Origin of the sequence: Pseudomonas sp. o96-267 (assembly GCF_003935465.1) — a bacterium.
GTDB classification, from domain to species: Bacteria; Pseudomonadota; Gammaproteobacteria; order Pseudomonadales; family Pseudomonadaceae; genus Aquipseudomonas; species Aquipseudomonas sediminis.
In genome coordinates this window covers 1-24867 of sequence record NZ_RHQP01000033.1, presented here as the reverse complement: position 1 = coordinate 24867, position 24867 = coordinate 1, and the positions used below count along the sequence as shown (strand labels likewise).

At 63.6% G+C, this 24867-nt stretch carries 20 protein-coding genes; 13 read left to right on the top strand and 7 right to left on the bottom strand.

From position 1 onward, the window contains the following. The first annotated feature begins 570 nt into the window (after window positions 1-570). From glyA to fdhA, 7 genes are all read left to right on the top strand, one after another. A complete protein-coding gene (glyA, locus tag EGJ86_RS19930) occupies window positions 571-1824 on the top strand; it encodes a serine hydroxymethyltransferase (RefSeq protein WP_017675820.1) in 1254 nt (417 codons plus the stop codon). A gap of 66 nt (window positions 1825-1890) precedes the next feature. Continuing rightward, window positions 1891-3141: a sarcosine oxidase subunit beta gene (locus EGJ86_RS19925; RefSeq protein WP_125836359.1), complete on the top strand. Its 1251-nt coding sequence runs from the start codon at window positions 1891-1893 to the stop codon at window positions 3139-3141. Between the two features lie 11 nt (window positions 3142-3152). After that, window positions 3153-3479, top strand: a complete 327-nt coding sequence (locus tag EGJ86_RS19920) for a sarcosine oxidase subunit delta (protein WP_125836358.1) — start codon at window positions 3153-3155, stop codon at window positions 3477-3479. Further along, window positions 3476-6499 carry a sarcosine oxidase subunit alpha gene (locus tag EGJ86_RS19915; protein WP_125836357.1) on the top strand — a complete coding sequence of 1008 codons (3024 nt, stop codon included), beginning with the start codon at window positions 3476-3478 and terminating at the stop codon, window positions 6497-6499. Before EGJ86_RS19920 ends, EGJ86_RS19915 begins: the two co-directional genes overlap by 4 nt. Continuing rightward, window positions 6492-7121: a sarcosine oxidase subunit gamma gene (locus EGJ86_RS19910; RefSeq protein ID WP_125836356.1), complete on the top strand. Its 630-nt coding sequence runs from the start codon at window positions 6492-6494 to the stop codon at window positions 7119-7121. Before EGJ86_RS19915 ends, EGJ86_RS19910 begins: the two co-directional genes overlap by 8 nt. A 122-nt stretch (window positions 7122-7243) precedes the next feature. Further along, complete coding sequence (gene purU / locus EGJ86_RS19905; protein WP_125836355.1) at window positions 7244-8107, top strand: formyltetrahydrofolate deformylase; 864 nt, start codon at window positions 7244-7246, stop codon at window positions 8105-8107. Between the two features lie 322 nt (window positions 8108-8429). Next, entirely contained in the window at window positions 8430-9629 is a 1200-nt protein-coding gene (gene fdhA / locus EGJ86_RS19900) for a formaldehyde dehydrogenase, glutathione-independent (RefSeq protein ID WP_125836354.1), read from the top strand. 159 nt (window positions 9630-9788) lie between these two features. Here the strand turns inward: fdhA and EGJ86_RS19895 are convergent, their stop codons facing one another. From EGJ86_RS19895 to EGJ86_RS19865, 7 genes are all read right to left on the bottom strand, one after another. Continuing rightward, the gene (locus tag EGJ86_RS19895; RefSeq protein WP_125836353.1) at window positions 9789-11111 is read right to left on the bottom strand and encodes a sigma-54 dependent transcriptional regulator; all 1323 of its coding nucleotides are present in this window, start codon (window positions 11109-11111) and stop codon (window positions 9789-9791) included. Further along, a complete protein-coding gene (locus tag EGJ86_RS19890) occupies window positions 11108-12991 on the bottom strand; it encodes an ATP-binding protein (RefSeq protein WP_125836352.1) in 1884 nt (627 codons plus the stop codon). The genes EGJ86_RS19895 and EGJ86_RS19890 overlap by 4 nt, the downstream gene beginning before the upstream one ends. Before the next feature lie 108 nt (window positions 12992-13099). Continuing rightward, window positions 13100-13834 (bottom strand): amino acid ABC transporter ATP-binding protein, encoded by a 735-nt coding sequence (locus tag EGJ86_RS19885; RefSeq protein WP_037005476.1) that lies wholly within the window; start codon window positions 13832-13834, stop codon window positions 13100-13102. Next, the gene (locus EGJ86_RS19880) at window positions 13831-14499 is read right to left on the bottom strand and encodes an amino acid ABC transporter permease (RefSeq protein ID WP_166432422.1); all 669 of its coding nucleotides are present in this window, start codon (window positions 14497-14499) and stop codon (window positions 13831-13833) included. Before EGJ86_RS19880 ends, EGJ86_RS19885 begins: the two co-directional genes overlap by 4 nt. After that, entirely contained in the window at window positions 14496-15242 is a 747-nt protein-coding gene (locus EGJ86_RS19875) for an amino acid ABC transporter permease (protein WP_013717486.1), read from the bottom strand. The genes EGJ86_RS19880 and EGJ86_RS19875 overlap by 4 nt, the downstream gene beginning before the upstream one ends. Window positions 15243-15534: 292 nt before the next feature. Next, the gene (locus EGJ86_RS19870; RefSeq protein WP_125836351.1) at window positions 15535-16443 is read right to left on the bottom strand and encodes a glutamate/aspartate ABC transporter substrate-binding protein; all 909 of its coding nucleotides are present in this window, start codon (window positions 16441-16443) and stop codon (window positions 15535-15537) included. A gap of 256 nt (window positions 16444-16699) precedes the next feature. Continuing rightward, the gene (locus tag EGJ86_RS19865; protein ID WP_125836350.1) at window positions 16700-17593 is read right to left on the bottom strand and encodes an acyltransferase; all 894 of its coding nucleotides are present in this window, start codon (window positions 17591-17593) and stop codon (window positions 16700-16702) included. Between the two features lie 162 nt (window positions 17594-17755). Here EGJ86_RS19865 and EGJ86_RS19860 point away from each other — a divergent pair, with 162 nt between their 5' ends. From EGJ86_RS19860 to creC, 6 genes are all read left to right on the top strand, one after another. After that, window positions 17756-18994, top strand: coding sequence for an HD-GYP domain-containing protein (locus EGJ86_RS19860; protein ID WP_125836349.1), 1239 nt, complete (start codon window positions 17756-17758; stop codon window positions 18992-18994). A gap of 87 nt (window positions 18995-19081) precedes the next feature. Further along, window positions 19082-19591 (top strand): ATP-dependent zinc protease, encoded by a 510-nt coding sequence (locus EGJ86_RS19855; RefSeq protein WP_099525906.1) that lies wholly within the window; start codon window positions 19082-19084, stop codon window positions 19589-19591. A 162-nt stretch (window positions 19592-19753) separates the two neighbouring features. Next, a complete protein-coding gene (locus tag EGJ86_RS19850) occupies window positions 19754-21784 on the top strand; it encodes a methyl-accepting chemotaxis protein (protein ID WP_125836348.1) in 2031 nt (676 codons plus the stop codon). A gap of 157 nt (window positions 21785-21941) precedes the next feature. Continuing rightward, a complete protein-coding gene (locus tag EGJ86_RS19845) occupies window positions 21942-22382 on the top strand; it encodes a CBS domain-containing protein (RefSeq protein WP_125836347.1) in 441 nt (146 codons plus the stop codon). A gap of 251 nt (window positions 22383-22633) precedes the next feature. After that, the gene (gene creB, locus EGJ86_RS19840) at window positions 22634-23314 is read left to right on the top strand and encodes a two-component system response regulator CreB (protein ID WP_125836346.1); all 681 of its coding nucleotides are present in this window, start codon (window positions 22634-22636) and stop codon (window positions 23312-23314) included. A gap of 3 nt (window positions 23315-23317) precedes the next feature. Further along, window positions 23318-24742 (top strand): two-component system sensor histidine kinase CreC, encoded by a 1425-nt coding sequence (gene creC, locus EGJ86_RS19835; RefSeq protein WP_125836345.1) that lies wholly within the window; start codon window positions 23318-23320, stop codon window positions 24740-24742. Window positions 24743-24867 lie beyond the last annotated feature (125 nt).

Here is a 24867-nt window from a genome sequence, read left to right as displayed (position 1 = left end):
TTTGATCCTGTTCGATTTTTAGCCGTCTCTCGGCAAGCCCCGGCTGCTCTGGCTTCGCGCCTGCGTCGAACAGCCTATGCACAGTTTCATCCACATCTTTTGTGCATATCCCCAACCGATCCTCGCCTCTCGCCCATGTCGCTGGTGGATAAGCCAGGGAGTCGGCGTGGCTGTATGGATATCGAACACGACCCTCAGCGGCAGCGCTGGCAGGGGTGGCAGCCATGTGCTGACAGCTTTTCCACAGGCTAGTCCACCGCTTCTGTGCATGGTCGCATTGTTAACTGCTTGATATCGATCAGGAAATGACCGCGACCCGGCAGCCCCTGCAGATGCTGGGGCGACGCGCGGTATGCACGGTTTATCCACAGCTTGATCCCCGTTATTTGTGCGCAAAAACGCGAACTGATCTCGACGCGCCTGATTGCGACAAGACCATGTCGCAAACGAATGCTCTCACGGCGTTGGCAGGCATTTGGGCGGGCAGGGGCGGCCCTACCATCGCTGCACAGGGCCTTGCCGGCCCGCCCGTCCAAGACCGCCGCCCACAGGCGCTGCAGGAGAGTCGAGATGTTCAGCAAGCAGGATCAGATTCAGGGTTACGACGACGAGTTGCTCGCGGCGATCGATCAGGAAGAACGCCGTCAGGAAGAGCACATCGAGCTGATCGCCTCGGAGAACTACTGCAGCCAGCGGGTGATGGAAGCACAGGGCAGCGGCCTGACCAACAAGTACGCCGAAGGCTATCCGGGCAAGCGTTACTACGGCGGCTGCGAGTACGTCGACAAGGTCGAGCAACTCGCCATCGATCGTGCCAAGGCGCTGTTCGGTGCCGATTACGCCAACGTTCAGCCGCACTCCGGCTCGTCGGCCAACAGCGCTGTCTATCTGGCGTTGCTCAATGCGGGTGACACCATTCTCGGCATGAGCCTGGCGCATGGTGGTCACCTGACCCACGGCGCCAAGGTGTCGTCCTCGGGCAAGCTCTACAACGCCGTGCAGTACGGCCTGGACACCGCTACCGGGCTGATCGACTACGACGAGGTCGAGCGCCTGGCCGTGGAGCACAAGCCGAAGATCATCGTCGCCGGCTTCTCCGCCTACTCCAAGACCCTGGATTTCCCGCGCTTTCGCGCCATCGCCGACAAGGTCGGTGCGCTGCTGTTCGTCGACATGGCCCACGTCGCCGGCCTGGTCGCAGCGGGCCTGTACCCGAACCCGATTCCCTTCGCCGATGTGGTCACTACCACCACCCACAAGACTCTGCGTGGCCCGCGTGGCGGCCTGATCCTGGCCAAGGCCAACGAAGAAATCGAGAAGAAGCTCAACTCCGCCGTATTCCCCGGTGCCCAGGGCGGCCCGCTGATGCATGTCATCGCCGCCAAGGCCGTGTGCTTCAAGGAGGCCATGGAGCCGGAGTTCAAGGCTTACCAGCAGCAGGTGATCGACAACGCCCAGGCCATGGCCAAGGTGTTCATCGAACGCGGCTACGAGGTGGTCTCCGGTGGCACCGACAACCATCTGTTCCTGCTCAGCCTGATCAAGCAAGGGCTGACCGGTAAGGAGGCTGACGCCGCCCTCGGCCGTGCCGGCATCACCGTGAACAAGAACGCCGTACCCAACGACCCGCAGTCGCCGTTCGTCACTTCGGGCATCCGTATCGGTACGCCGGCAGTGACCACCCGTGGCTTCAAGGTCGCCCAGTGCCAGGCGCTGGCCGGCTGGATCTGCGACATCCTCGATCACCTCGGCGATGCCGATGTCGAGGCGCAGGTGGCCAAGCTGGTCGCCGGGCTGTGCGCGGACTACCCGGTGTATCGCTAAGCCAACCCTTTCTCTCGGCCCCTCTCGCGTAACGCTGAGAGGGGAGTAGAACCCTGGAGCATGCCCATGCAACGTTATTCCGGCTTCGGCCTGTTCAAGCACTCGTTCAGCCACCATGAGAACTGGCAGCGCATGTGGCGTAACCCGACGCCCAAGCCGGTGTACGACGTGATCATCGTCGGCGGTGGTGGCCATGGTCTGGCCACGGCCTATTACCTGGCCAAGGAGTTCGGCGTGAAGAACGTCGCGGTGGTGGAGAAGGGCTGGCTCGGCGGCGGCAACACCGCGCGCAACACCACCATCGTGCGTTCCAACTACCTGTGGGACGAGTCCGCGCAGCTCTACGAGCACGCGATGAAGTTGTGGGAAGGGCTGTCGCAGGACATCAACTACAACGTCATGTTCTCCCAGCGCGGTGTCTACAACCTCTGCCACACCCTGCAGGACATGCGTGACGCCGAGCGTCGCGTCAGCGCCAACCGCCTCAATGGCGTGGATGGCGAACTGCTGGATGCCAAGCAGGTCGAGGCGGAGATTCCCTACCTCGATTGCAGCAAGAACACCCGTTATCCGGTGATGGGTTCCACCGTACAGCGTCGCGGTGGCGTCGCCCGTCACGACGCCGTGGCCTGGGGCTACGCACGTGCCGCCGATGCCCTCGGTGTCGATCTGATCCAGAACACCGAGGTGATCGGTTTCCGCAAGCAGAACGGTGCGGTGATCGGGGTGGAGACCAACAAGGGTTTCATCGGCGCCAAGCGCGTCGGCGTGGTCACTGCCGGTAACTCCGGGCACATGGCGGGGCTCGCCGGCTTCCGCCTGCCACTGGAATCGCACCCGCTGCAGGCGCTGGTGTCCGAGCCGATCAAACCGATCATCGACAGCGTGATCATGTCCAACGCCGTGCATGGCTACATCAGCCAGTCGGACAAGGGCGACCTGGTCATCGGTGCCGGCATCGACGGCTACAACGGCTACGGCCAACGCGGCTCCTACCACACCATCGAGCACACCCTGCAGGCCATCGTCGAGATGTTCCCGGTGCTCTCGCGGGTGCGCATGAACCGCCAGTGGGGCGGCATCGTCGACACCTGCCCTGACGCCTGTCCGATCATCTCCAAGACCCCGGTGGACAACCTGTTCTTCAACTGCGGTTGGGGTACCGGTGGCTTCAAGGCCACGCCGGGTTCGGGCCACGTCTTCGCCGCTAGCCTGGCCAAGGGTGAGATGCACCCGCTGGCCAAGCCGTTCTCCATTGACCGTTTCCACACCGGCGCACTGATCGACGAGCACGGCGCCGCTGCCGTGGCTCACTAAGGAGACCCGCCATGCTGCACTTCTTCTGCCCCTACTGTGGCGAACTGCGCTCCGAAGAGGAATTCCACGCCAAGGGCCAGGCGCACATCGCGCGCCCGCTCGATCCCGATGCCTGCAGTGATGCGCAGTGGGGCGAGTACATGTTCTTCCGCGACAACCCGCGCGGCATTCACCACGAGCTGTGGGTGCACGCGGCCGGCTGCCGCAAGTATTTCAACGTCACCCGCCACACCGTGACCTACGAGATCCTCGAGACCTACAAGGTCGGCGAGAAGCCTTCGGTCACCGCGGCCGCGGCCACCGACAAGCAAGCCGTGGCAGAAGGAGTAACGGCATGAGCCAGGTCAATCGTCTTGCCAAGGGTGGTCGCATCGACCGCAGCCAGGCGCTGAGCTTCACCTTCAATGGCCAGACCTATCAGGGCTTCGCCGGCGACAGCCTGGCCGCCGCGTTGCTGGCCAACGGCGTCGACATCGTCGGTCGCAGCTTCAAGTATTCGCGTCCACGCGGCATCGTCGCGGCTGGCGCCGAAGAGCCCAACGCCGTGTTGCAGATCGGCTCCAGCGAGGCGGCGCAGATTCCCAACGTGCGTGCCACCCAGCAGGCGCTTTACAGCGGCCTGGTGGCCAGCAGCACCAACGGCTGGCCGAGCGTCAACACCGACCTGATGGGCATCCTCGGCAAGGTCGGCGGAGGCATGATGCCGCCCGGTTTCTACTACAAGACTTTCATGTATCCGCAGAACCTGTGGATGACCTACGAGAAGTACATCCGTAAGGCCGCAGGCCTGGGCCGTTCGCCCACCGAGGTTGATCCGGATATATATGATCAGATGAACCAGCACTGCGACGTGCTGATCGTCGGCGCCGGCCCTGCCGGTCTCGCCGCCGCGCTGGCTGCCGGCCGTAGCGGTGCGCGGGTAATCCTCGCCGATGAACAGGAAGAGTTCGGTGGCAGCCTGCTCGACACCCGCGAAGCCCTGGATGGCAAGCCTGCCGCCGAATGGGTAGCGCAGGCCATCGCCGAGCTGAAGACGCTGCCGGAAGTCACCCTGCTGCCACGCGCCACGGTCAACGGTTACCACGACCACAACTTCCTCACCATCCATCAGCGTCTGACCGATCACCTCGGTGAAGTCGCTCCGATGGGCCAGGCCCGTCAGCGCATGCACCGCGTGCGTGCCAAGCGCGTGGTGTTGGCCAGTGGCGCCCACGAGCGGCCGCTGGTGTACGCCAACAACGATGTGCCCGGCAACATGCTGGCTGGCGCCGTGTCGACCTACGTCCGCCGTTATGGCGTGGCACCTGGGCAGGAACTGGTGCTGTCGACCAACAACGATTATGCCTACCGCGTGGTGCTCGACTGGCTCGATGCCGGGCGCAAGGTGGTGGCTGTCGCCGATGCACGCAGCAACCCGCGCGGCGCCTGGGTCGAGGAAGCACGTGCACGTGGCGTGCGGATCCTCACCGGCAGCGCGGTGGTCGAGGCGCGCGGCAGCAAGCGCGTGACAGGCGCGCGTATCTGCGCCATCGATACCAAGGCACACAAGGTCACCAGCCCCGGCGAAGTGGTCGACTGCGACCTGATCGTCAGCTCCGGCGGCTATAGCCCGGTAGTGCACCTGGCTTCGCACCTGGGCGGTCGCCCGGAGTGGCGTGAAGACATCCTCGGTTTCGTGCCGGGGCCGGGTAACGGTATCCAGCAGCGCATCGACGCCGGTGCGGTGAATGGCGTGTTCGCCCTCGGCGACGTGCTCGCCAATGGTTTCGAGGCCGGCGCCAAGGCAGCTGCCGAGGCTGGTTACAAGGCCGTCAGCGGCAGCCTGCCGCAGGCCGAGGCGCGCCAGGAAGAGCCGATGCTGGCGCTGTTCCAAGTGCCGCACGACAAGTCAACGGCGCGTGCGCCCAAGCAGTTCGTCGACCTGCAGAACGACGTCACCGCCGCCGGTATCGAGCTGGCGACGCGTGAGGGCTTCGAGTCGGTCGAGCACGTCAAACGCTACACCGCACTGGGCTTCGGCACCGACCAGGGCAAGCTGGGCAACATCAACGGCCTGGCCATCGCCGCGCGTTCGATGGGCATCAGCATCGTGCAAATGGGCACCACCATGTTCCGTCCGAATTACACGCCTGTGACTTTCGGCGCCGTGGCCGGTCGCCACTGTGGTGAGCTGTTCGATGCCAAGCGCTACACCGCGATGCAGGCCTGGCACCTGAAGAACGGTGCCGAGTTCGAGGACGTTGGCCAGTGGAAGCGCCCCTGGTACTTCCCGAAAAATGGCGAGGACCTGCATGCCGCTGTGGCCCGTGAGTGCCTGGCCGTGCGCAACAGCGTGGGTATTCTCGATGCCTCGACCCTGGGCAAGATCGACATCCAGGGCGCGGATGCCCGTGAGTTCCTCAACCGCGTCTACACCAACGCCTGGACCAAGTTGGACGTGGGCAAGGCGCGCTACGGCCTGATGTGCAAGGAAGACGGCATGGTCTTCGACGACGGCGTCACCGCCTGTCTGGCCGACAACCATTTCGTCATGACCACCACCACCGGCGGCGCTGCCCGTGTGATGGAGTGGCTGGAGATCTACCACCAGACCGAATGGCCGGAGCTGAAGGTGTACTTCACCTCGGTCACCGACCACTGGGCGACCATGACCCTGTCCGGCCCCAACAGCCGCAAGCTGCTGGCCAAGGTCACCGACATCGATCTGGACAAGGACGCCTTCCCCTTCATGAGCTGGAAGGAAGGCCTGGTCGGCGGCGTGCCGGCGCGGGTGTTCCGCATCTCCTTCACCGGCGAGCTGAGCTACGAAGTGAACGTGCAGGCCGACTACGCCCTGGGCGTGTGGGAGCAGATCATCGAAGCCGGCAAGGAGTTCGACCTGACCCCCTACGGCACCGAGACCATGCACGTGCTGCGGGCGGAGAAGGGCTTCATCATCGTCGGTCAGGATACCGACGCCTCGGTGACCCCGGACGATCTGAACATGGGCTGGTGCGTTGGTCGCACCAAGCCGTTCTCCTGGATCGGCAAGCGCGGCATGAACCGCGACGACTGCCTGCGCGAAGACCGCAAACAGCTTGTGGGGTTGAAACCGGTCAATCCGAACCAGGTGCTGCCGGAAGGCGCGCAACTGGTGTTCGACTCGAAACAGTCCATCCCGATGCAGATGGTCGGTCACGTCACCTCCAGCTACATGAGCGCGGCGATGGGGTACAGCTTCGCCATGGCGGTGGTCAAGGGCGGCCTCAAGCGCATGGGCGAGCGTGTGTTCGCGCCGCTGGCCGATGGCAGCCTGATCGAAGCCGAAATCTGCAGCTCCGTGTTCTATGACCCGAAAGGGGATCGCCAGAATGTCTAACGTCAACGTCTACCAACAACGTCCCGCCGACATCGCCGGGCAGTCGCCGCTGCATCACGCCGGCCTGCATGAGCTGGTCGGCAAGGGTCGCAAGAACGCCGGCATCACCCTGCGCGAGAAGAAACTGCGCGGGCACCTGGTCATTCGCGGGGATGCCAAGGACGCTGGTTTCTCCGGCGGCGTGCACAAGGCCCTGGGCCTGGAGCTGCCGGTGGCGCTGACCCTGGTCGCCGACGGCGACACCTCGTTGCAGTGGCTGGGCCCGGACGAGTGGCTGCTGATCGTGCCCGGCGGCAGCGAGTTCGAGGTCGAGCGTCGGCTGCGCGATGCGCTGGATGGCCAGCATATCTCGGTGGTCAACGTCAGCGGCGGGCAGACCCTGCTGGAGCTGTCCGGGCCGAAGGTGCGCGAGCTGCTGATGAAGTCCACCAGCTACGACGTGCACCCGAGTAATTTCCCGGTGGGCAAGGCGGTGGGCACCGTGTTCGCCAAGTCGCAGCTGGTGATCCGCCATACCGGCGAGGAGACCTGGGAACTGGTAATTCGCCGCAGCTTCTCCGACTACTTCTGGCTGTGGCTGCAGGATGCCAGCGCCGAGTATGGGTTGGCGGTCGAGGCCTGATATCGAACGGCTCCCTCTCCCCTCTGGGGAGAGGGGAAGGGCGGATAGCGTTGTACCGGCGGCCCTCTCCCCCGGCCCCTCTCCCGCAAGCGGGAGAGGGGTGAAAATCATCGGAGTTTGTTATGAGCCGCACCCCCGACACCTGGATTCTCACCGCCCATTGTCCGAGCGTGCTCGGCACCGTGGACGCGGTCACGCGCTTTCTCTTCGAGCAGCGCTGCTACGTCACCGAGCATCACAGCTTCGACGATCGGTTGTCCTCGCGCTTCTTCATCCGCGTCGAGTTCCGCCAACCGCAGGACTTCGATGAAGCTGCCTTCCGCGCTGGGGTTGCCGAGCGTCTGGCGCCCTTCGACATGCAGGTCGAGCTGACCGCGCCGGGCTACCGCGCCAAGGTGGTATTGATGGTGTCCAAGGCCGACCACTGCCTGCATGACCTGCTGTATCGCCAGCGTATCGGCCAACTGGCCATGGACGTGGTGGCGGTGGTGTCCAACCATCCCGACCTCGAGCCGCTGGCGCGCTGGCACGGCATTCCCTACCACCATTTTCCGCTCGACCCGGCCGACAAGCCGGCGCAAGAGCGCAAGGTGCTACAGGTGATCGAGGATACCGGCGCGGAGCTGGTGGTGCTCGCCCGCTACATGCAGGTGCTGTCGCCCGAGCTGTGCCGCAAGCTGGACGGCTGGGCGATCAACATCCACCACTCGCTGTTGCCTGGTTTCAAGGGCGCCAAGCCCTATCACCAGGCCTACCAGAAGGGCGTCAAGCTGGTTGGCGCCACGGCGCACTACATCAACAACGACCTCGACGAGGGGCCGATCATCGCCCAGGGCGTGGAGGCGGTGGATCACGCCCACTACCCCGAAGACCTGATCGCCAAGGGCCGCGACATCGAATGCCTGACCCTGGCCCGCGCGGTCGGTTATCACATCGAGCGCCGCGTGTTCCTTAACGCCAACCGCACGGTGGTGCTTAACGCCTGATCACGCGGCTACCCGGCTGTAGGGTGGGCTTCAGCCCACAGGCTTTTCGGTGGGCTAAAGCTGAACGCCGCCCGGCCAACCCTACAAACGGAGTCGCAACGGAAAACGCTTTTGGTGGGCTAAAGCCCACCCTACGTTCGCTATTCGGTGTGTGCGCACCGGCAGTCAACGCAAGAACATCGGTGCGCATAGCGCACCCTACGGAAATCGCCCTGCCAGGTTTCACCGGCGGTTTCCGGCAACAGACGCAACAAGCTCCAGTGCAAGGCCGCGCGGCCAGTCGGTCGCGTCTTGTGTCCACAACAAGAAAGGAGAGTTACGCATGTCTGGTAATCGTGGTGTGGTTTATCTCGGTACGGGCAAGGTCGAAGTACAGAAGATCGACTACCCGAAAATGCAGGACCCGCGCGGCAAGAAGATCGAGCACGGGGTCATCCTTAAAGTCGTTTCCACCAATATCTGCGGCTCCGACCAGCACATGGTGCGTGGTCGTACCACCGCGCAGGTCGGCCTGGTGCTGGGCCACGAGATCACCGGTGAGGTGATCGAGAAGGGCCGCGACGTCGAACGCCTGCAGATCGGTGATCTGGTATCGGTGCCCTTCAACGTGGCCTGCGGCCGCTGTCGTTCCTGCAAGGAACAGCACACCGGCGTCTGCCTGACCGTCAACCCGGCGCGTGCCGGCGGTGCCTACGGCTACGTCGACATGGGCGACTGGACCGGCGGCCAGGCCGAGTACGTGCTGGTGCCTTATGCCGACTTCAACCTGCTCAAGCTGCCGGATCGCGACAGGGCCATGGAGAAAATCCGCGACCTGACCTGCCTATCCGACATCCTGCCCACCGGCTACCACGGCGCGGTCACTGCCGGCGTTGGGCCAGGCAGTACGGTGTATATCGCCGGCGCGGGTCCGGTCGGTCTGGCGGCTGCCGCCTCGGCGCGTCTGCTCGGTGCTGCGGTGGTGATCGTCGGTGACGTCAACCCAACGCGCCTCGCTCATGCCAAGGCTCAAGGGTTCGAAATCGCCGATCTGTCCAAGGACACCCCATTGCACGAGCAGATCGCTGATCTGCTGGGTGAGCCGGAAGTGGATTGCGCGGTTGACGCCGTGGGCTTCGAAGCCCGTGGTCACGGCCATGCCGGTGCCCAGCAGGAGGCGCCGGCAACGGTGCTCAACTCGCTGATGGGCGTCGTGCGCGTAGCCGGCAAGATCGGTATTCCTGGCCTGTACGTGACCGAAGATCCGGGCGCGGTGGATGCCGCTGCGAAGATCGGCTCCTTGAGCATTCGCTTCGGCCTCGGTTGGGCCAAGTCGCACAGCTTCCACACCGGCCAGACGCCGGTGATGAAATACAACCGCGCGCTGATGCAGGCCATCATGTGGGATCGCATCAACATCGCCGAAGTGGTCGGCGTGCAGGTCATCAGCCTGGACGACGCGCCGCGCGGTTACGGCGAGTTCGATGCTGGCGTGCCGAAGAAATTCGTCATCGACCCGCACAAGACCTTCAGTGCAGCGTGACGGCGTGACCTGGGTTTAATCCCAGGTCGCTAACTTTCACGGCAAAGGCGCAGTTGTTGGCGTCTTCTTTCGGGAGCCTGCGGGCTCCCTCTTTGTTCGGCATGAGGCCGTTGCGGTCATTTCTTTTCGCGGCTTAAGCCGCTCCTACGGGGACAGCAGTTATTGCAGCCCGTACTTCTTCACCTTGTCGAACAGCGTGGTCTTGGCCAGGCCCAGTGCCTGCGCAGCCTGGCTGAGGTTGCCGGCGTGGCGCTCCAGGGCCGCGCCCAGCAGGTTGCGCTCAAAGGCCTCCACGGCTTCGCTGAAGCCCAGCGCGTTGCTGTCGGCCTGGCCGCTTTTCTTGAATACCGGCAAGCCGAGGGCGAAGCGCTCGGCGACGTTGCGCAGTTCGCGCACGTTGCCCGGCCAGTCGTGTGCGGTCAGCGCGGCCAGGGTGTGCCGTTCCAGCTCCGGTGTGCCACGGTCGAAACGCAGCGCGGCGAGTTGCAGGAAGTGCTCGAACAGCAGAGCGATGTCCTCGCGGCGTTCGCGTAGCGGCGGCAGTTCCAGGGTCACCACGTTGAGCCGGTAGTAGAGGTCGCTGCGAAACTCACCGCGTCTGCCCAGCTCATCGAGGTCGGATTTGGTGGCGGCGATCACCCGGCAGTCGACGTTGATCGACTGGTTCGAGCCGAGGCGTTCCAGGCTGTGTTCCTGCAGCACGCGCAGCAGTTTGATCTGCAGTCCCAGCGGCATGCTCTCGATCTCGTCGAGGAACAGGCTGCCGCCGTCGGCGTGTTCGATCTTGCCGATGCGCCGCTTGCCGGCGCCGGTGAAGGCGTGGGCTTCGTGGCCGAAGATCTCGCTCTCGAACAGGCTCTCCGGCAGGCCGCCGCAGTTCAGTGCGACGAACTGCTTGCTTTGCCGCCGGCTGAAGTCGTGCAGGCAGCGCGCGACCAGTTCCTTGCCGGTGCCGGTCTCGCCCTCGATCAGCACGTTGGCGTTGGTGTCGGCGACGTTGGCGATCAGTTCGCGCAGCTGCTGCATGGCCGGCGAGCGGCCGATGATGCGCTGCTCCAGTGCCTGGCGTCCGGCCAGTTGGCGGCGCAGGGCGCTGACCTCGCGGGCCAGGCTGCGCTGTTCCAGAGCGCGGCGCACGACGTCGACCAGGCGCTCGGGGGAGAAGGGTTTCTCCATGAAGTCGTAGGCACCGTCACGCATCGCATTGACCGCCATACCGATGTCGCCGTGGCCGGTAATCAGCACCACCGGCAGGCTCGGGTCGCGCTGCTTGAGGCGGGTAAGCAGTTCCAGGCCGTCGATGCCGGGCAGGCGGATGTCGCTGATGACGATGCCGGCGAAGTCCTCGTCGCCGCGCTGCAGGGCTTCTTCGGCGCTGCCTACACCGATGCTGTCGATGTCTTCCAGGGCCAGTGCCTGCTGGCAACCGAGCAGCACATGGGGATCGTCCTCGACGATCAGGACGGTGAGGCTGTCGCTCATGCTTTGGGCTCCCGCGGGTAGGGCAGGCTGAGGATAAAGGCGGTACCGCCCTCGTCCGGGTGGCGTACGGTGAGGCTGCCGCCTGCTGCTGCGGCCAGGCTGGCGGACAGGGTCAGGCCGAGGCCCAGACCCTGTTCACCGGGTTTGGTGGTGAAGAACGGCTCGAACAGGTGCGCACGGGTTTCCGGAGCGATGCCAGGGCCGTTGTCGCGCACTTCCAACTGGTAGCCGTCGGCATCCGCCGTACCGCTCAGCCACAGCTGGCGGTCGACCTGGTTGCGCATGGCGTCGAGGGCGTTGCTGATCAGATTGACCAGAATCTGCTCCAGGCGAATCTGTTCGATGGCCAGGCGTACGTCGGCCTGCTCTGGGTGTAGATAGTCGCGATGAATGGTCATGCTGGTACGTTGCAGGCGCGGGTGAAGGAGCATGATGGCGGCGTCGACCGCCTGGCTCAACGAGGCCTCGCCGCTATCGCCGGCACGGCGGGCGAAGGCGCGCAGACTGCCGGTGATCTTGCCCATGCGGTCGACCAGTTCGCCAATGTTCTGCAGATTGCTGCTGGCGACATCCAGGGCGCCGCGCTGGAGGAAGCGCACGGTGTTGCCGGACAGCGTACGCAGCGCCGCCAGTGGCTGGTTCAGCTCGTGGGCGATGCTGGTGGACATCTGCCCGATCACCGCCAGCTTGCCAGCCTGCACCAGTTCGTCCTGAGCCTGGCGCAAGGTGGTTTCGGCCTGCTCGCGCTCGCGCACCTCGGCCTGCAGGCGTTCATTGCTGGCCTGCAGATCGGCCGTGCGCTCGGTGATCTTGCGTTCCAGTTCGTCGTTGGCCGCCTGCAGCGCCTCGCGGGCGGCCAGGCGGGTGGCGATGACCTTGCGCCGCTCGTTCCAGGCAATCAGCAGAAAGGCCAGCAGGGCGGCCGCCACTGCCGCCAGCATGCCGTGGCTCATGGCTGCGCTGCGCTGTTCCTGCAGCGGGCTGAGCAGGGTCAGATGCCAGGGCGTGTCTTCCAGACGGCGGGTCTGCAGCAGGTAGTTGGCAGGTACGCCGGCGGTGGCGAAGCTGACCTGTTCGATGCCGTCGTCCACTGGTGAGCGGTTGAACAATTGCAGTTCTTCCAGCGCCGCCCAGTGGTACTGCAGGCTGCGCGCCAGGCGCTCCTTGGTGGCTTCGTCGAGCGGGCGCACGGATTTCAAGCGCACCATCGGATCGCTGGCGAGGATGATGATGCCGTTCTCGTCGCTGACATAGGCTTCCAGCAGCGCGCGCTGCCAACGTTCTTCAAGCGCGTCGAGCCGTACCTTGACCACCGCCACGCCGATGATGCGATCGCCGTCGCGCAGGCCATGGGCCAGGTAGTAACCGGGTTCGCCGGTGGTGCTGCCGATGCCATAGAAGCGGCCCGGGCGGCCTTTGATGGCGTCCTGGTAATAGGCGCGGAACGCCAGGTCTTCGCCCAGGTAGCTGTCGGCCTCGTCCCAGTTACTGGTGGCGATCACCCGGCCGTCCGGGTCGAGCACGTAGATGGCCAGGCTGCCGCTGCGCTCGTTGAGGCCCTGCAGGTACACGTTGACGTGATGACGGCGGTAGGCCGTGGGCGTCAGTAGCAGGCGCGAGACGTTGCCCTCCAGCTCCAGCAGGCTGGGCAGGTAGGTGTACTTGGTGATTTCGCTTTCGACGGCCCGGGCGTTTAGCTCCAGCTGGCGCTCACCGTTCTCGGCCAGCGTACGGATGCCGGCGCGATCGCTGATGTGATAGCCGGCGTAGCCGCAGCCGAGCACCAGCAGCAGGAACAGCAGAATCAGCGACAGGTGACGGAGCAGGCGCGGTTTCACGGTCAGATCGGCGCGAGGAGGGGCGGGCAGGCATTGCATCATAGTCCTCCCCAGACTGGCCAGATATGTGGATGTGTAGCCCGGATGCAATACGGGAAGCCGTGAACGGTCATCCCCGGATTGCATCCGGGCTACGCCAGGCGCGACAGGTCAGTGCTGGAGGATCTTCGCCAGGAACTGCTGGGCGCGCTCGGAGCGGGCGTTGATGTCGCCGAAGAACTCTTCCTTGGGGCAGTCCTCGACGATCTGTCCAGCGTCCATGAAGATCACCCGGTCGGCGACTTTGCGGGCGAAGCCCATCTCGTGGGTCACGCACATCATGGTCATGCCCTCGTGAGCGAGCTGCACCATGACGTCGAGCACCTCGTTGACCATCTCCGGGTCGAGCGCCGAGGTCGGTTCATCGAACAGCATCACCACCGGGTCCATGGCCAGCGCACGGGCAATGGCGACGCGCTGTTGCTGACCACCGGAGAGCTGACCCGGGTGCTTGTGCGCATGGGCGGCCAGGCCGACGCGGTCGAGCAGGGCCAGGCCCTTCTTCTCGGCCTCGGCCTTGCTGCGACCGAGCACCTTGATCTGCGCGATGGTCAGGTTCTCGGTGATGGTCAGGTGCGGGAACAGCTCGAAGTGCTGGAACACCATGCCAACGCGCGAGCGCAGTTTGGGCAGGTTGGTCTTCTTGTCGGCGATGGAGGTGCCGTCGACGTTGATGTCGCCCTGCTGGAAGGGCTCCAGTGCGTTGACGCACTTGATCAGAGTCGACTTGCCCGAACCGGACGGCCCGCACACCACGACCACTTCGCCTTTCTTCACCTCGGTGCTGCAATTGGTCAGCACCTGGAAGTCCCCGTACCACTTGTTGACGTTCTGGATGGAAATCATACGGCTAACCTTTTTTGCAGGAGCTTGACCAGGCGCGAGGCGGCGAAGCTGATGGTGAAGTAGACCAGGCCGGCGAAGATCAGAAATTCATGGGGCTGGCCGATGATATCGCCACGCGAACGAGCGGCGTTGAGGAAGTCCATCAGGCCCACGGTGTAGACCAGCGAGGTGTCCTGAAAGAGGATGATGCTCTGCTGCAGCAGCAACGGCGTCATCTTGCGGAACGCCTGCGGCAGGATGATCAGGCGCATGCTTTGCCCGTAGGTCATGCCCAGGGCCGAGGCAGCGCCCATCTGGCCCTTGGGGATGGCCTGGATGCCGGCGCGGACGATCTCGCAGAAGTAGGCCGCCTCGAACATCACGAAGGCCACCAGGCACGAGCTGAACGCACCTACCGGGGTGTCCTCGCCGGTGATCCAGCGCAGGATGAACGGCACCGCGAAATAGAACCAGGTGATCACCAGCAGCAACGGGATCGAGCGGAAGTAGTTGACGTAGGTTGCGGCGATGTTCGACAGCAGCTTGCTGTGCGACAGGCGCATCAGCGCCAGCAGGGTGCCCAGCACCACGCCGCCGAGCACGCCCAGCACCATCAGTTGCAGGGTGACTAGCATGCCGTCCCACAGGCCCGGCAGAGCAGGGATGATCTGACTGAAGTCCATCATTTACCCCCTACGGAAATCAGGCCGGGTACGGCGACCTTCTTCTCGATCATGCGCATGATCATCATCAGGCTCATGTTCAAGGTGAAGTAGATCAGCGTGGCCAGGGTGAAGGCTTCGAACAGGTTGGCGCTGAATTCGGCGGTCTGCTTGGTCTGCGCCAGCAGCTCCATGAGGCCGATCAGCGACGCCACCGAGGAGTTCTTGAAAATGTTGAGGAACTCGCTGGTGAGCGGCGGAATGATGATGCGGTAGGCCTGCGGCAACAGCACGTTGGTGTAGATCTGCGGCAGGCGGAAACCCATGGCGTAGGCCGCGGCGGTCTGGCCCTTGGGCAACGCCTCGATGCCGGTGCGTACCTGTTCGCAGACTCGCGCCGCGGTGAACAGGCCAAGGCACACCACCACCGAGAGGTAGGCCGAGGTAGCCGGGTTGAGATCCTGCTTGAACCACAGTTCCAGCGGCTCGGGCAGCAGGTCCGGCACCAGGAAGTACCAGAGGAATAGCTGCACCAGCAGCGGCACGTTGCGGAAGATTTCCACGTAGGCGGTGGCCAGGCCGGACAGCCAGCGGTTCGGCAGGGTCCGCATCACGCCGAGCAGCGAGCCCAGCGCCAGGGCGATGATCCAGCCGGCCAGGGCGATGGCGATGGTCCAGCCCAGGCCGGTGATGAACCAGTCCAGGTAGGTTTCGCTGCCGATGCCGGTGGACTTGAAGTAGATGCCCCAGTCCCAGTTGTAATTCATTACAGATTCCCTCTCGTGAGGAAACGATCTGCTGCGCGTCGGCTCTGCTGCGTTAAAAGCAGATTCGGAATGCTCATGTGCTACAGCACACTCCGCTTCCTCATCTGCTTTTGCCTTGCATAGCTCTAGCTCGCGAGATCGTGGATATGTTTCTACTTTGACGAAGGCAAGAGTTGCCCGTATCCGCCTGGGCGGACGGTCTCGGCTTCGTCAGGAATTAGGTTGGGGAAGCCGTTGGCTTCCCCGGGGTCCCCGCGCCGTTACGCCTTGTGAGCGTGGCGGCGCATCACCGTCAGATCTGTTCTGCAGATTTGTCGGTCGGATTGGCGATCAGCTTCTTCAGCTCGTCGCTCATGGGGAAATTCAGGTTCAGGCCCTTCGGTGGGACGGGCTGCTGGAACCACTTGTTGTAGATATCGTTGATCTCGCCGGAGGCGAAGGTGGCGCTGATGGCCTTGTCGACCACTTGCTTGAAGCCGGTGTCACCCTTGCGCACCATGCAGCCGTAGATCTCGAAGGATTGCGGGGTGCCGACCACGGCCCAGTCATCCGGCTTCTTGGCCTTGGCCATTTCGCCGGCGAGCAGGGCGTCGTCCATCATGAAGGCGACGGCGCGGTTGGATTCGAGCATCAGGAAGGACTCGCCGTGATCCTTGGCGGAAATCACGTTCATGCCCATCTTCTTCTCGGCGTTCATCGACTTGATCAGGCGCTCGGAGGTGGTACCAGCGGTGGTCACCACGTTCTTGCCTTTGAGGTCGTCGAAATCGTTGATGCCGCTGGTCTTCTTGGCCAGCAGGCGGGTGCCCACTTCGAAGATGCCAACGGAGAAATCGACCTGCTGCTGACGTTCGATGTTGTTGGTGGTGGAGCCGCACTCCAGATCGACGGTGCCGTTCTGTACCAGCGGGATACGGGTCTGCGAGGTCACCAGGTTGTAACGCACCTTGAGGTCCGGCAAGCCCAGCTCCTGCTTGATCGCCTCGACCACCTTCAACTGCAGGTCATGGGAATAGCCGATCGGCTGGCGCGAGTTGTCGCCGAAGTAGGAGAAGGGAATGGACGAGTCACGGTGGCCCAGGGTGATGGTGCCGCTGTCCTTGATCTTCTTCAGGGTGCCGGTCAGTTCCTCGGCGATCACCGGAGTGGAAAGGAAGGCGGCGGCAATGGCCACGCTCAGTACACGGTGGAAGGTACGCATGAATCGAGTCCTCGATGTTGTTGTTGTGATGGCGGGTACGCCACTTTGCTCATGGAAGGTCTACTGCATTCCTGTAGTGACTTGAGCAGGTTGTGTGCCAGCACTTTCGAGGGTTTCGATATTTATGTATCTAATTGATTTTTAATGGTTTTATTTTCATCTCTGAATGCTTTTAGACGCTTGCCCGTTCGCCCTTCCGACTAAACCTGTGCGGCTGTATTCGGAAATCCGAACGGTCTCCGGCCCTGTGTTCCTGCTAGCCGTGGTTCTCGCTGCGCAACCGTTCGATGCGTTTGTCCTTGGCTAGCCACAGGTCCGATACCCAGTCCTGCACCTGCTGGCGGAAACCCGGGTCGTTCTCGTAGTCGCCCTGATACAGCGCCGGGTCCAGTTCGAGGGTCTGGATATCCATGATCACCTTCGGCACCTGGCCGCTGAGCAAGGCCCAGAAGCCCGGCACCTGCTTGCCGGGATAGACCAGCGTGACGTCCAGCACGGCGTCGATCTGTTCACCCAGCGTGGCGAGCACGAACGCCACGCCGCCGGCTTTAGGCTTGAGCAGGTAGCGGTAGGGAGACTGCTGCTGCGCCTGCTTGGCCGGGGTGAAGCGGGTGCCTTCCAGGTAGTTGACCACGGTGACCGGCAGGCGCTTGAACTTCTCGCAGACGGCCCTGGTGATCTCCAGGTCCTTGCCCTTCATGTGCGGGTTCTTCTGCAGAAAGGCCTTGGAGTAGCGCTTCATGAAGGGGTAATCGAGTGCCCAGAAGGCCAGGCCGAGGAAGGGCACCCAGATCAGCTGCTGCTTGAGGAAAAACTTGAAGTAGGGCGTCTTGCGGTTGAACGCCTGCACCAGGGCAGGAATGTCGACCCAGGATTGGTGATTGCTGATCACCAGGTAGGAGCGGTCGCTGCGCAGCTCGGCGTTGCCGCGAATGTCCCAGTGAGTCGGGGTGAGCAGGGCGAAGATGCGCTTGCAGTTCTCCGCCCAGAATTCGGCCACCCACATCACCCCGCGTGAACAGGTATCGCGGGCGCTCTGGCCGGGTAACACGAGCTTGGCGAGGGCGATCAGCAGCAGCGGACCGATCAGGATCAGGGTGTTGGCGAGCAGTAAAACGATGTTGGCTAGGCCGGTCAGCAGAGGGCGCATGTCGACTCCATGGCGGGCGATGAGCGGACATCTTATGCAAGCGCAACAATTTGCTCAAAGCTCCACCCACTGGCCTATTGCCAGATCAGTGTCTATAAGCCAATGATCGTCACCACGGGACATCCCGCCCACGGAAGGCGCTTCAACCTGCCGGTACGTACCATGCTCAAACGGATCGCCGTCGCCGATCTACGCGTCGGAATGTTCATTCAGGAATTCTGCGGCTCCTGGATGGATCATCCCTTCTGGAAGTCCAAATTTCTCCTCAGTTCCGAAAAAGATCTCGCTCGTATTCGCGATAGTGCGATCAGCGAGCTGTGGATCGATGTCAGCAAGGGCACCGATGTCGCCGCTGGTGTCCATGCCGCTACCGAGGCTGAGGTCCAATGCGAGGCTGAGGCCCGCCTGTTGGCGGCCATCGAGCCGCCCAAGGTCAAGGCACTGTCGATGGAGCAGGAGCTGGAGAATGCGGTGAAGCTCTGCGCGCGCTCCAAGCAGGCGGTAATGGACATGTTCAGCGATGCGCGCATGGGCCAGGCGCTGCAGTTCGAGCAGGCCGAGTCGCTGGTCGAGGAAATTTCCGAGTCGGTGATGCGCCACCCCAATGCGCTGATCAGCCTGGCGCGGCTCAAGCACAGCAACGAATACACCTATATGCACTCGGTGGCGGTCTGCGCCTTGATGATCGCCCTGGCGCGCCAGCTCGGTCTGCCCGAGGCCGCTGTGCGCGAGGCCGGGCTGGCCGGTTTGCTGCACGATATCGGCAAGATGGCCGTACCGCAGGAGCTGCTGGACAAGCCCGGCAAGCTCACCGACAACGAGTTCGCCAAGGTGCGCCGGCACCCGGAGGCTGGCGGCAATATCCTGATTGCCAGCAAGCAGGTCAGCGCTCTGGTTCTCGACGTGTGCCTGCATCACCACGAGAAGGTCGACGGCAGCGGCTATCCGCATCATCTGCAAGGTGACCAGATCAGTCTGCTGGCAAAGATGGGCGCGGTCTGCGACGTGTACGACGCGATCACGTCCAATCGCCCCTACAAGCAGGGCTGGGACCCGGCCGAGTCGATCCGCAAGATGGCCGAATGGAAAGGGCATTTCGACGAAGTGGTGTTCCAGGCCTTCGTCAAGACCGTCGGCATCTATCCGGTCGGCGCCCTGGTGCGTCTGCAAAGTGGACGCCTGGCGGTGGTCATGGAGCAGAATCCCAAGGCGTTGCTGGCGCCGAGGGTCAAGGTGTTCTTCTCGGCCAAGTCGCGTTTGCCGCTGCCACAAAGCGTCGTCGACCTGAGCAAGATCACCGACCAGGATCGCATTGTCGGGCGTGAATCGGCCGAGGAGTGGGGTTTCGAGCGGCTCGATGAGCTGTGGAGTGGCGTGGATCTGGAAGGGCGCGGCCGCTAGTTTGCAGCACGTTGTAACGCTTTTGGCGGAACATGCCAGGCGCATGGCAGTCGTAGGTTCGGTCACCGCAAACGAGAGGACCTAACCTTGAAATACGCTCTGCTCCTGCTGGCCGCCGCCATCAGTCTGCCGACCATGGCCGATGAACAACCGGACCTTTACGGCCGCTACGAACTGATCAAGCTCCCCGCTCTGGGCCAGACTCTCAAGGCCAAGATGGACACCGGCGCGATGACCGCCTCGCTATCGGCCAAGGACATCGAACCCTTCAAGCGCGATGGTGAGGATTGGGTGCGCTTCCGCCTGGCCGTCGATGGTGCTGAAGACAAGGTGTATGAACACCCGCTGGTACGCATCGCCGAGATCAAGAAGCGTACCGAAGAGAGCGACGCCGAGGTCAAGGAAGTCGCCTACTCGCAGCGCCCGGTGATCGAGATGCCGATCTGCCTGGGCGAGGAAGAGCGCACCATCGAGGTCAACCTGACCGACCGCAGCACCTTCAGCTATCCGCTGCTGATCGGTGCCAGCGCCATGCGCGATCTTGGTGCAGCGGTGGACCCAGCCGAGCGCTACACCCGCGATCGTCCCCAATGCTGAGTTAATTGTCGCATTTCGGAAAAGGCTGATACCCATTGGCCAGTACACTCGTCTTGAGTGCCCAGTATCGACTTCCTTGTCCATAAGGGCGCCGGGCCTGCTTTTTGCTATATGCAATTCTCTGCCAGGCCTGTAGGCCCTTTAGGTCGTTGAGGTGTCGCTATGACGGGAGTACTCAAGCCGGGTGTACGGCTACTGCAGCGTTTCAGTTTTGCCCACAAGTTTCAGTTGGTGTTCCTGTTGTTCGCGTTGCCGCTCGGTTATGCGCTGTGGGTCATCAGCAGTGACTACCTGTCGCGCCTGCAATCCGTGGACTACGAAGTGGAAGGCGCGCAGGCGCTGGAACGTATGGCTCAGGTGCAACATGAGCTGATCGCCCAGCGCACCCTGCTGGCGCGTTGGAAAGGCACCGAGAATGCCGCGCAAGGCTTGCTGCAGCAGCGCGAGGCCAAGCTCGATGAGGCCTTGCAGCAGGCGGCCGAGCCGCTGCAGAGCGAGCTGATCAGTGATCAGGCGCGCCAGCATTTCCAGGCCCTGCAGGGCGAGCGCGACGGTCTGCGAGCTGCAGGGCTGACCAAGGTCCCCTTGCCCGATGCACTGGAGCGCTACCAGAAGGCGCTGTTGTACCTGATCGCCCTGCGTGAGCAGGTGGCGACTGACAGCACCCTGATTCTCGATCCGCGCCTCGACACCTACCTGATGATGGAGCAGATCACCTACGTCATGCCGCGGCTGCTCGAGCAGCTTGGCACCTTCGCCGCTCAGGGCCATGGCGCCGTGGTCTCGCAGCATTTCACCCTGCAGAGCCGGGTGCTGATCCGCGACCTGCGGCGCAGCCTGGACGAGCAACGGGCGCAGTTGGTCAAGGCGCAGATCACCCTGTCACGCGAGGCGCCGCAGGCCATGCGCCAACTGAGCGCGCCTTTCGATGCCTCGCTCAAGGCGTTCGACGACTTCCTCGTCCAGATCGACCGCGACATGTTCGAGGCCAGCCCCATGGCGCTCACGCCCGAGCAGTTCGTGCAACGTGTCGAAGCGCTGGAAACCCAACTGCAGGGCCTGCAGCAAGCGCTCTATCAGCAGTTCTCCGCCAGCCTCGGTTATTACCGGCAGCAGGCGCTGCACTCGATGATCCAGGTGATTGGCGCATTCATCGCGCTCACCTTGCTGGCGATGTACGTACTGATGTGCCTGAACGCCTCGATCCGCATCAGCACCAGCAACATCATCGAAGCCGCGCGTGGTCTGCGTGACGGCGACCTGCGCGTGCGCATGGAGGTCAACGGCCGTGACGACCTGGCCGCCATCGCCCAGGCGCTGAATACCGCAGTCGAGCAGATGCGCGACTCACTGCAGGGCGTCAATCGCGAAAGCCAGCAACTGGATAGCACGGTGCAACTGCTCGGTGGCCAGGCGCGTGATGCGCTGGACGCGGTCGAGCAGCAGCAGGCGCAGATGAGCCAGATCGCCACCGCCGCCACGCAGATGGCCGCCACCGCGCAGAGCGTGGCGCAAAGCTGCGAGCAGGCAGCGGTGGAGGCGCAGCAGACCCGTGAAGTGGCGCTGAGCAGCAACCAGCGCAGTGAGCGCACCAGCGCCAGCATGCGCCACCTTAGCAGCCGTCTCGGCGAAAGCGCTGCAGCGTTGCAGCAACTGCGTGATCAGACTCAGCAGATCAACCGCGTTGTCGAGGTGATCAAGGGCATCGCCGAGCAGACCAACCTGCTGGCGCTCAATGCCGCGATCGAGGCCGCGCGTGCCGGGGAAGCCGGGCGAGGCTTCGCTGTGGTCGCCGATGAAGTGCGCTCGTTATCCAAGCGCACCCAGGACTCGACCCAGGAAATCGCCCAGACCGTGGACAACCTGCAGCGCGTGGTCGGGCAGTCGGTCACCCTGATGGAAGAAGCCTGCAGCCAGGCCGACGGCGACATCGGCAGCGTGCTGGCCATGGGCGATGAACTGCAGAACATCGTCGACTCGGTGCAGCGCGTCAGCGACCGCCTGGCGCAGATCGCCACGGCCGCCGAGCAGCAGGCGGCCACCGCCGATGAGGTCAGTGGCAACATCCAGCAGGTCGACCAGGCGGCCGGACAGTTGCTCGATGGCGCTCAGGCGGTCAGCCATGCCGCCGAGCAGTTGCGCCGAGGCAGCGAAGGGCTGGCGCAGAATACCGGGCGCTTCACCCTCGGCTGAAACCAGGGAAAGATTGCAGAGGTCGTCATGATCCACGCAGGCGGGCACCCGGAATATCCGGGTTGCTGTCGCCGATAAACGGCTTGTAGAACATTACCGGGCTGACCTGGCTGGCCAACTCTGCTAAAAACACTGCAAACAACGCGGAGCCCCCAGCATGAAAACGGTTGCCGAACTGCTCAGAACCAAGTCCAACACCTTTCTCTACAGCGTCGACGCGGACGACTCCCTGCTCGATGGGCTGCGCATCATGGCGGAAAAGGGCGTTGGTGCGCTCGTGGTGCTCTCCGGCGGACGCATGGTCGGCATCGTCAGTGAGCGCGATTACGTGCGTAAGGTGGCACTGGCCGACCGCTCGATGCTGGACGCCAAGGTCAACACGATCATGACCCGTGAGGTGATCAGCGTCAGCCCGCGTGACAACCTGCAATATTGCATGCAGCTGATGACCGAGCGGCGCCTGCGCCACCTGCCGGTGCTGGCCGAAGGCGAGCTGATCGGCCTGCTGTCGATTGGTGACCTGGTCAAGGAAACCATCGCCGAACAGGCTGAGCTGATCCGTCAACTGGAACAGTACATTCGCGGCGAAATTCCATGAACGAGTAGCCCGGATGCAATCCGGGAAGCCGTGCCGTTCGTTCCCCGGATTGCATCCGGGCTACGGGTGAGCGACAGGCCTTCGTTCAACCTCCTGCATCCATGCGATCGCCGCGACGCTTGTCGCGTAGGGCGGATGTAACCCGCTCCCCTCCTTTGGCGGCTTGCCCCAGCCCTACGCGATTGCACGCTTGACGCATGATCCCGCCCCCGGCAGTCTGCCGCCGTTGCCCAACAGGTGCAGGACGCCCGATGCCGCAGATACTCATCGTCGAAGACGAAGCCGCGATTGCCGATACGCTGATCTACGCCCTGCAGGCCGAAGGCTTCCTCACGCAGTGGTCGAGCCTCGCTGGCGAAGCCCTGACACTGCTGGAAAGCGGCGCCTTCGACCTGGCCATTCTCGATGTCGGCCTGCCCGATATCAGCGGCTTCGAGCTGTGCAAGCGCCTGCGCCGTTTCTCCGAAGTGCCGGTGATCTTCCTTACCGCACGCAGCGAGGAGATCGACCGCGTGGTTGGCCTGGAAAGCGGCGCCGACGACTACGTGGTCAAACCCTTCAGCCCGCGCGAAGTAGCGGCGCGGGTCAAGGCCATTCTCAAGCGTGTGGCGCCGCGTGAGGGGGCGGGCGCCACTGCGTCGGGTGCCTTTCAGATCGACGATGCGGCCTTTCGCATTCACTACCACGGCCAGGCGCTGAGCCTGACCCGCCACGAATTTCGCCTGTTGCGCACCCTGCTCGGCCAGCCACGTCGGGTCTATGCCCGCGAGCAACTGCTCGATGCCCTCGGCGTGGCCAGCGAGGCCGGTTACGAGCGCAATATCGACAGCCATATCAAGAGCCTGCGCGCCAAGCTGCGTGTCATCGCTCCGCGCGAGGAGCCGATCCAGACGCATCGCGGCCTCGGCTACAGCTACGAACCCGAGGCCTGAGCCATGCCGCTGGGTGTTCGTATCTTCCTCGTCTACTTTCTCTTCGTCGGCCTCGCCGGCTGGTTCGTGCTCAGCACGGTGATGGATGAGATTCGCCCTGGCGTGCGCCAGAGCACCGAAGAAACCCTGGTCGATACCGCCAACCTGCTGGCCGAGATCCTGCGTGACGACCTCAAGGCCGGCACGCTCGGTCAGGGCCGCCTGAACGACGCACTGGAGGCCTATGGCCGGCGCCAGCCGCAGGCGAGCATCTGGGGGCTGACCAAGGCCGAGGTCAACCACCGCATCTACGTCACCGACGCCAAGGGCATCGTCCTGCTCGACTCCAGCGGCCTGGCGGTCGGTCAGGACTACTCGCGTTGGAACGATGTGCTGCTAACCCTGCGCGGCCAGTACGGCGCCCGTTCGACCCGTGAAGACCCGAACGACCCCGACTCCTCGGTGATGTACGTGGCCGCGCCGATCAGGGATGGCGAACGCATCATCGGCGTGGTCTCGGTGGCCAAGCCCAACCGCACCCTGCAGCCCTATATCGAGCGCTCGCAAACGCGCCTGGGCTGGCTCGGGGCCGGGTTGATCGGCCTTGGCCTGCTGGTCGGCGCGCTGCTGTCCTGGTGGCTCAGCGCCGCGCTGGGCAAACTCACCCGCTATGCCCAGGCCGTCAGCGAGGGCCAGCGCACCGAGCCGCCCCAGGTACGCGGCGGCGAGCTGGGGCAACTGGCGGTGGCGGTCGAGCGCATGCGCATCGAGCTGGAAGGCAAGGCCTACGTCGAGCGCTACGTACACACCCTGACCCACGAACTGAAAAGCCCGCTGGCGGCTATCCGTGGCGCTGCCGAGCTGCTCGACGGCGAGATGTCCACCGACCAGCGCCAGCGTTTCGTGGCCAATATCCAGCAGGAAAGCGCACGGTTGCAGAATCTGATCGAACGCCTGCTGCACCTGGCCCAGGTCGAACAGCGCCAGGGCCTGGAAGAACGCGTCGCAGTGCCCCTGGCACCCTTGGTCGAGGAACTGCTGGAGGCGCAACAGGCACGGATCACGGCAGCCGCTCTGCATATCGAGCAGACACTGCCGGCAGGGCTGAAGGTTCTGGGTGAGCGCTTTCTGCTGCGTCAGGCGCTGGCCAATCTGCTGGATAACGCACTGGATTTCACGCCTGCCGGCGGCGTGATCCGTATCACCGCCGAGCGCCAGGGCGAGCAGGTGTTGCTACGCCTGTTCAACCAGAGCGAGGCCATCCCCGACTATGCGCTGGCGCGTCTGACCGAACGCTTCTACTCCCTGGCCCGACCCAATGGCGGGCGCAAGAGCACCGGGTTGGGGCTCAACTTCGTGCAGGAGGTGGTCGATCTGCATGGGGGGGAGTTGCAGATCGGGAATATCGAGGGTGGTGTAGAAGTGCGTCTGACGTTGCCAGGTACATAAGCCACGTAGACGTAGGATGGGGTGAGCAAGGCGAAACCCATTGGTGTTGAGGGTGTACGAATTTTTGTGTAACCGACTCATGAGCGACACTGTCGCTCCGAACCGGAGACACCATGAGCAAGACG

What these genes read in the sequence shown, in the direction of transcription:
- EGJ86_RS19850 (WP_125836348.1), top strand. Translation starts at nt 19,754, where the DNA reads ATGACGGGAGTACTCAAGCCGGGTGTACGGCTACTGCAGCGTTTCAGT.
- EGJ86_RS19875 (WP_013717486.1), bottom strand. Translation starts at nt 15,242, where the DNA reads ATGAATTACAACTGGGACTGGGGCATCTACTTCAAGTCCACCGGCATC.
- EGJ86_RS19845 (WP_125836347.1), top strand. Translation starts at nt 21,942, where the DNA reads ATGAAAACGGTTGCCGAACTGCTCAGAACCAAGTCCAACACCTTTCTC.
- EGJ86_RS19865 (WP_125836350.1), bottom strand. Translation starts at nt 17,593, where the DNA reads ATGCGCCCTCTGCTGACCGGCCTAGCCAACATCGTTTTACTGCTCGCC.
- EGJ86_RS19860 (WP_125836349.1), top strand. Translation starts at nt 17,756, where the DNA reads ATGCTCAAACGGATCGCCGTCGCCGATCTACGCGTCGGAATGTTCATT.
- purU (WP_125836355.1), top strand. Translation starts at nt 7,244, where the DNA reads ATGAGCCGCACCCCCGACACCTGGATTCTCACCGCCCATTGTCCGAGC.
- fdhA (WP_125836354.1), top strand. Translation starts at nt 8,430, where the DNA reads ATGTCTGGTAATCGTGGTGTGGTTTATCTCGGTACGGGCAAGGTCGAA.
- EGJ86_RS19920 (WP_125836358.1), top strand. Translation starts at nt 3,153, where the DNA reads ATGCTGCACTTCTTCTGCCCCTACTGTGGCGAACTGCGCTCCGAAGAG.
- EGJ86_RS19915 (WP_125836357.1), top strand. Translation starts at nt 3,476, where the DNA reads ATGAGCCAGGTCAATCGTCTTGCCAAGGGTGGTCGCATCGACCGCAGC.
- creB (WP_125836346.1), top strand. Translation starts at nt 22,634, where the DNA reads ATGCCGCAGATACTCATCGTCGAAGACGAAGCCGCGATTGCCGATACG.
- glyA (WP_017675820.1), top strand. Translation starts at nt 571, where the DNA reads ATGTTCAGCAAGCAGGATCAGATTCAGGGTTACGACGACGAGTTGCTC.
- EGJ86_RS19910 (WP_125836356.1), top strand. Translation starts at nt 6,492, where the DNA reads ATGTCTAACGTCAACGTCTACCAACAACGTCCCGCCGACATCGCCGGG.
- EGJ86_RS19885 (WP_037005476.1), bottom strand. Translation starts at nt 13,834, where the DNA reads ATGATTTCCATCCAGAACGTCAACAAGTGGTACGGGGACTTCCAGGTG.
- EGJ86_RS19890 (WP_125836352.1), bottom strand. Translation starts at nt 12,991, where the DNA reads ATGATGCAATGCCTGCCCGCCCCTCCTCGCGCCGATCTGACCGTGAAA.
- creC (WP_125836345.1), top strand. Translation starts at nt 23,318, where the DNA reads ATGCCGCTGGGTGTTCGTATCTTCCTCGTCTACTTTCTCTTCGTCGGC.
- EGJ86_RS19880 (WP_166432422.1), bottom strand. Translation starts at nt 14,499, where the DNA reads ATGATGGACTTCAGTCAGATCATCCCTGCTCTGCCGGGCCTGTGGGAC.
- EGJ86_RS19925 (WP_125836359.1), top strand. Translation starts at nt 1,891, where the DNA reads ATGCAACGTTATTCCGGCTTCGGCCTGTTCAAGCACTCGTTCAGCCAC.
- EGJ86_RS19895 (WP_125836353.1), bottom strand. Translation starts at nt 11,111, where the DNA reads ATGAGCGACAGCCTCACCGTCCTGATCGTCGAGGACGATCCCCATGTG.
- EGJ86_RS19870 (WP_125836351.1), bottom strand. Translation starts at nt 16,443, where the DNA reads ATGCGTACCTTCCACCGTGTACTGAGCGTGGCCATTGCCGCCGCCTTC.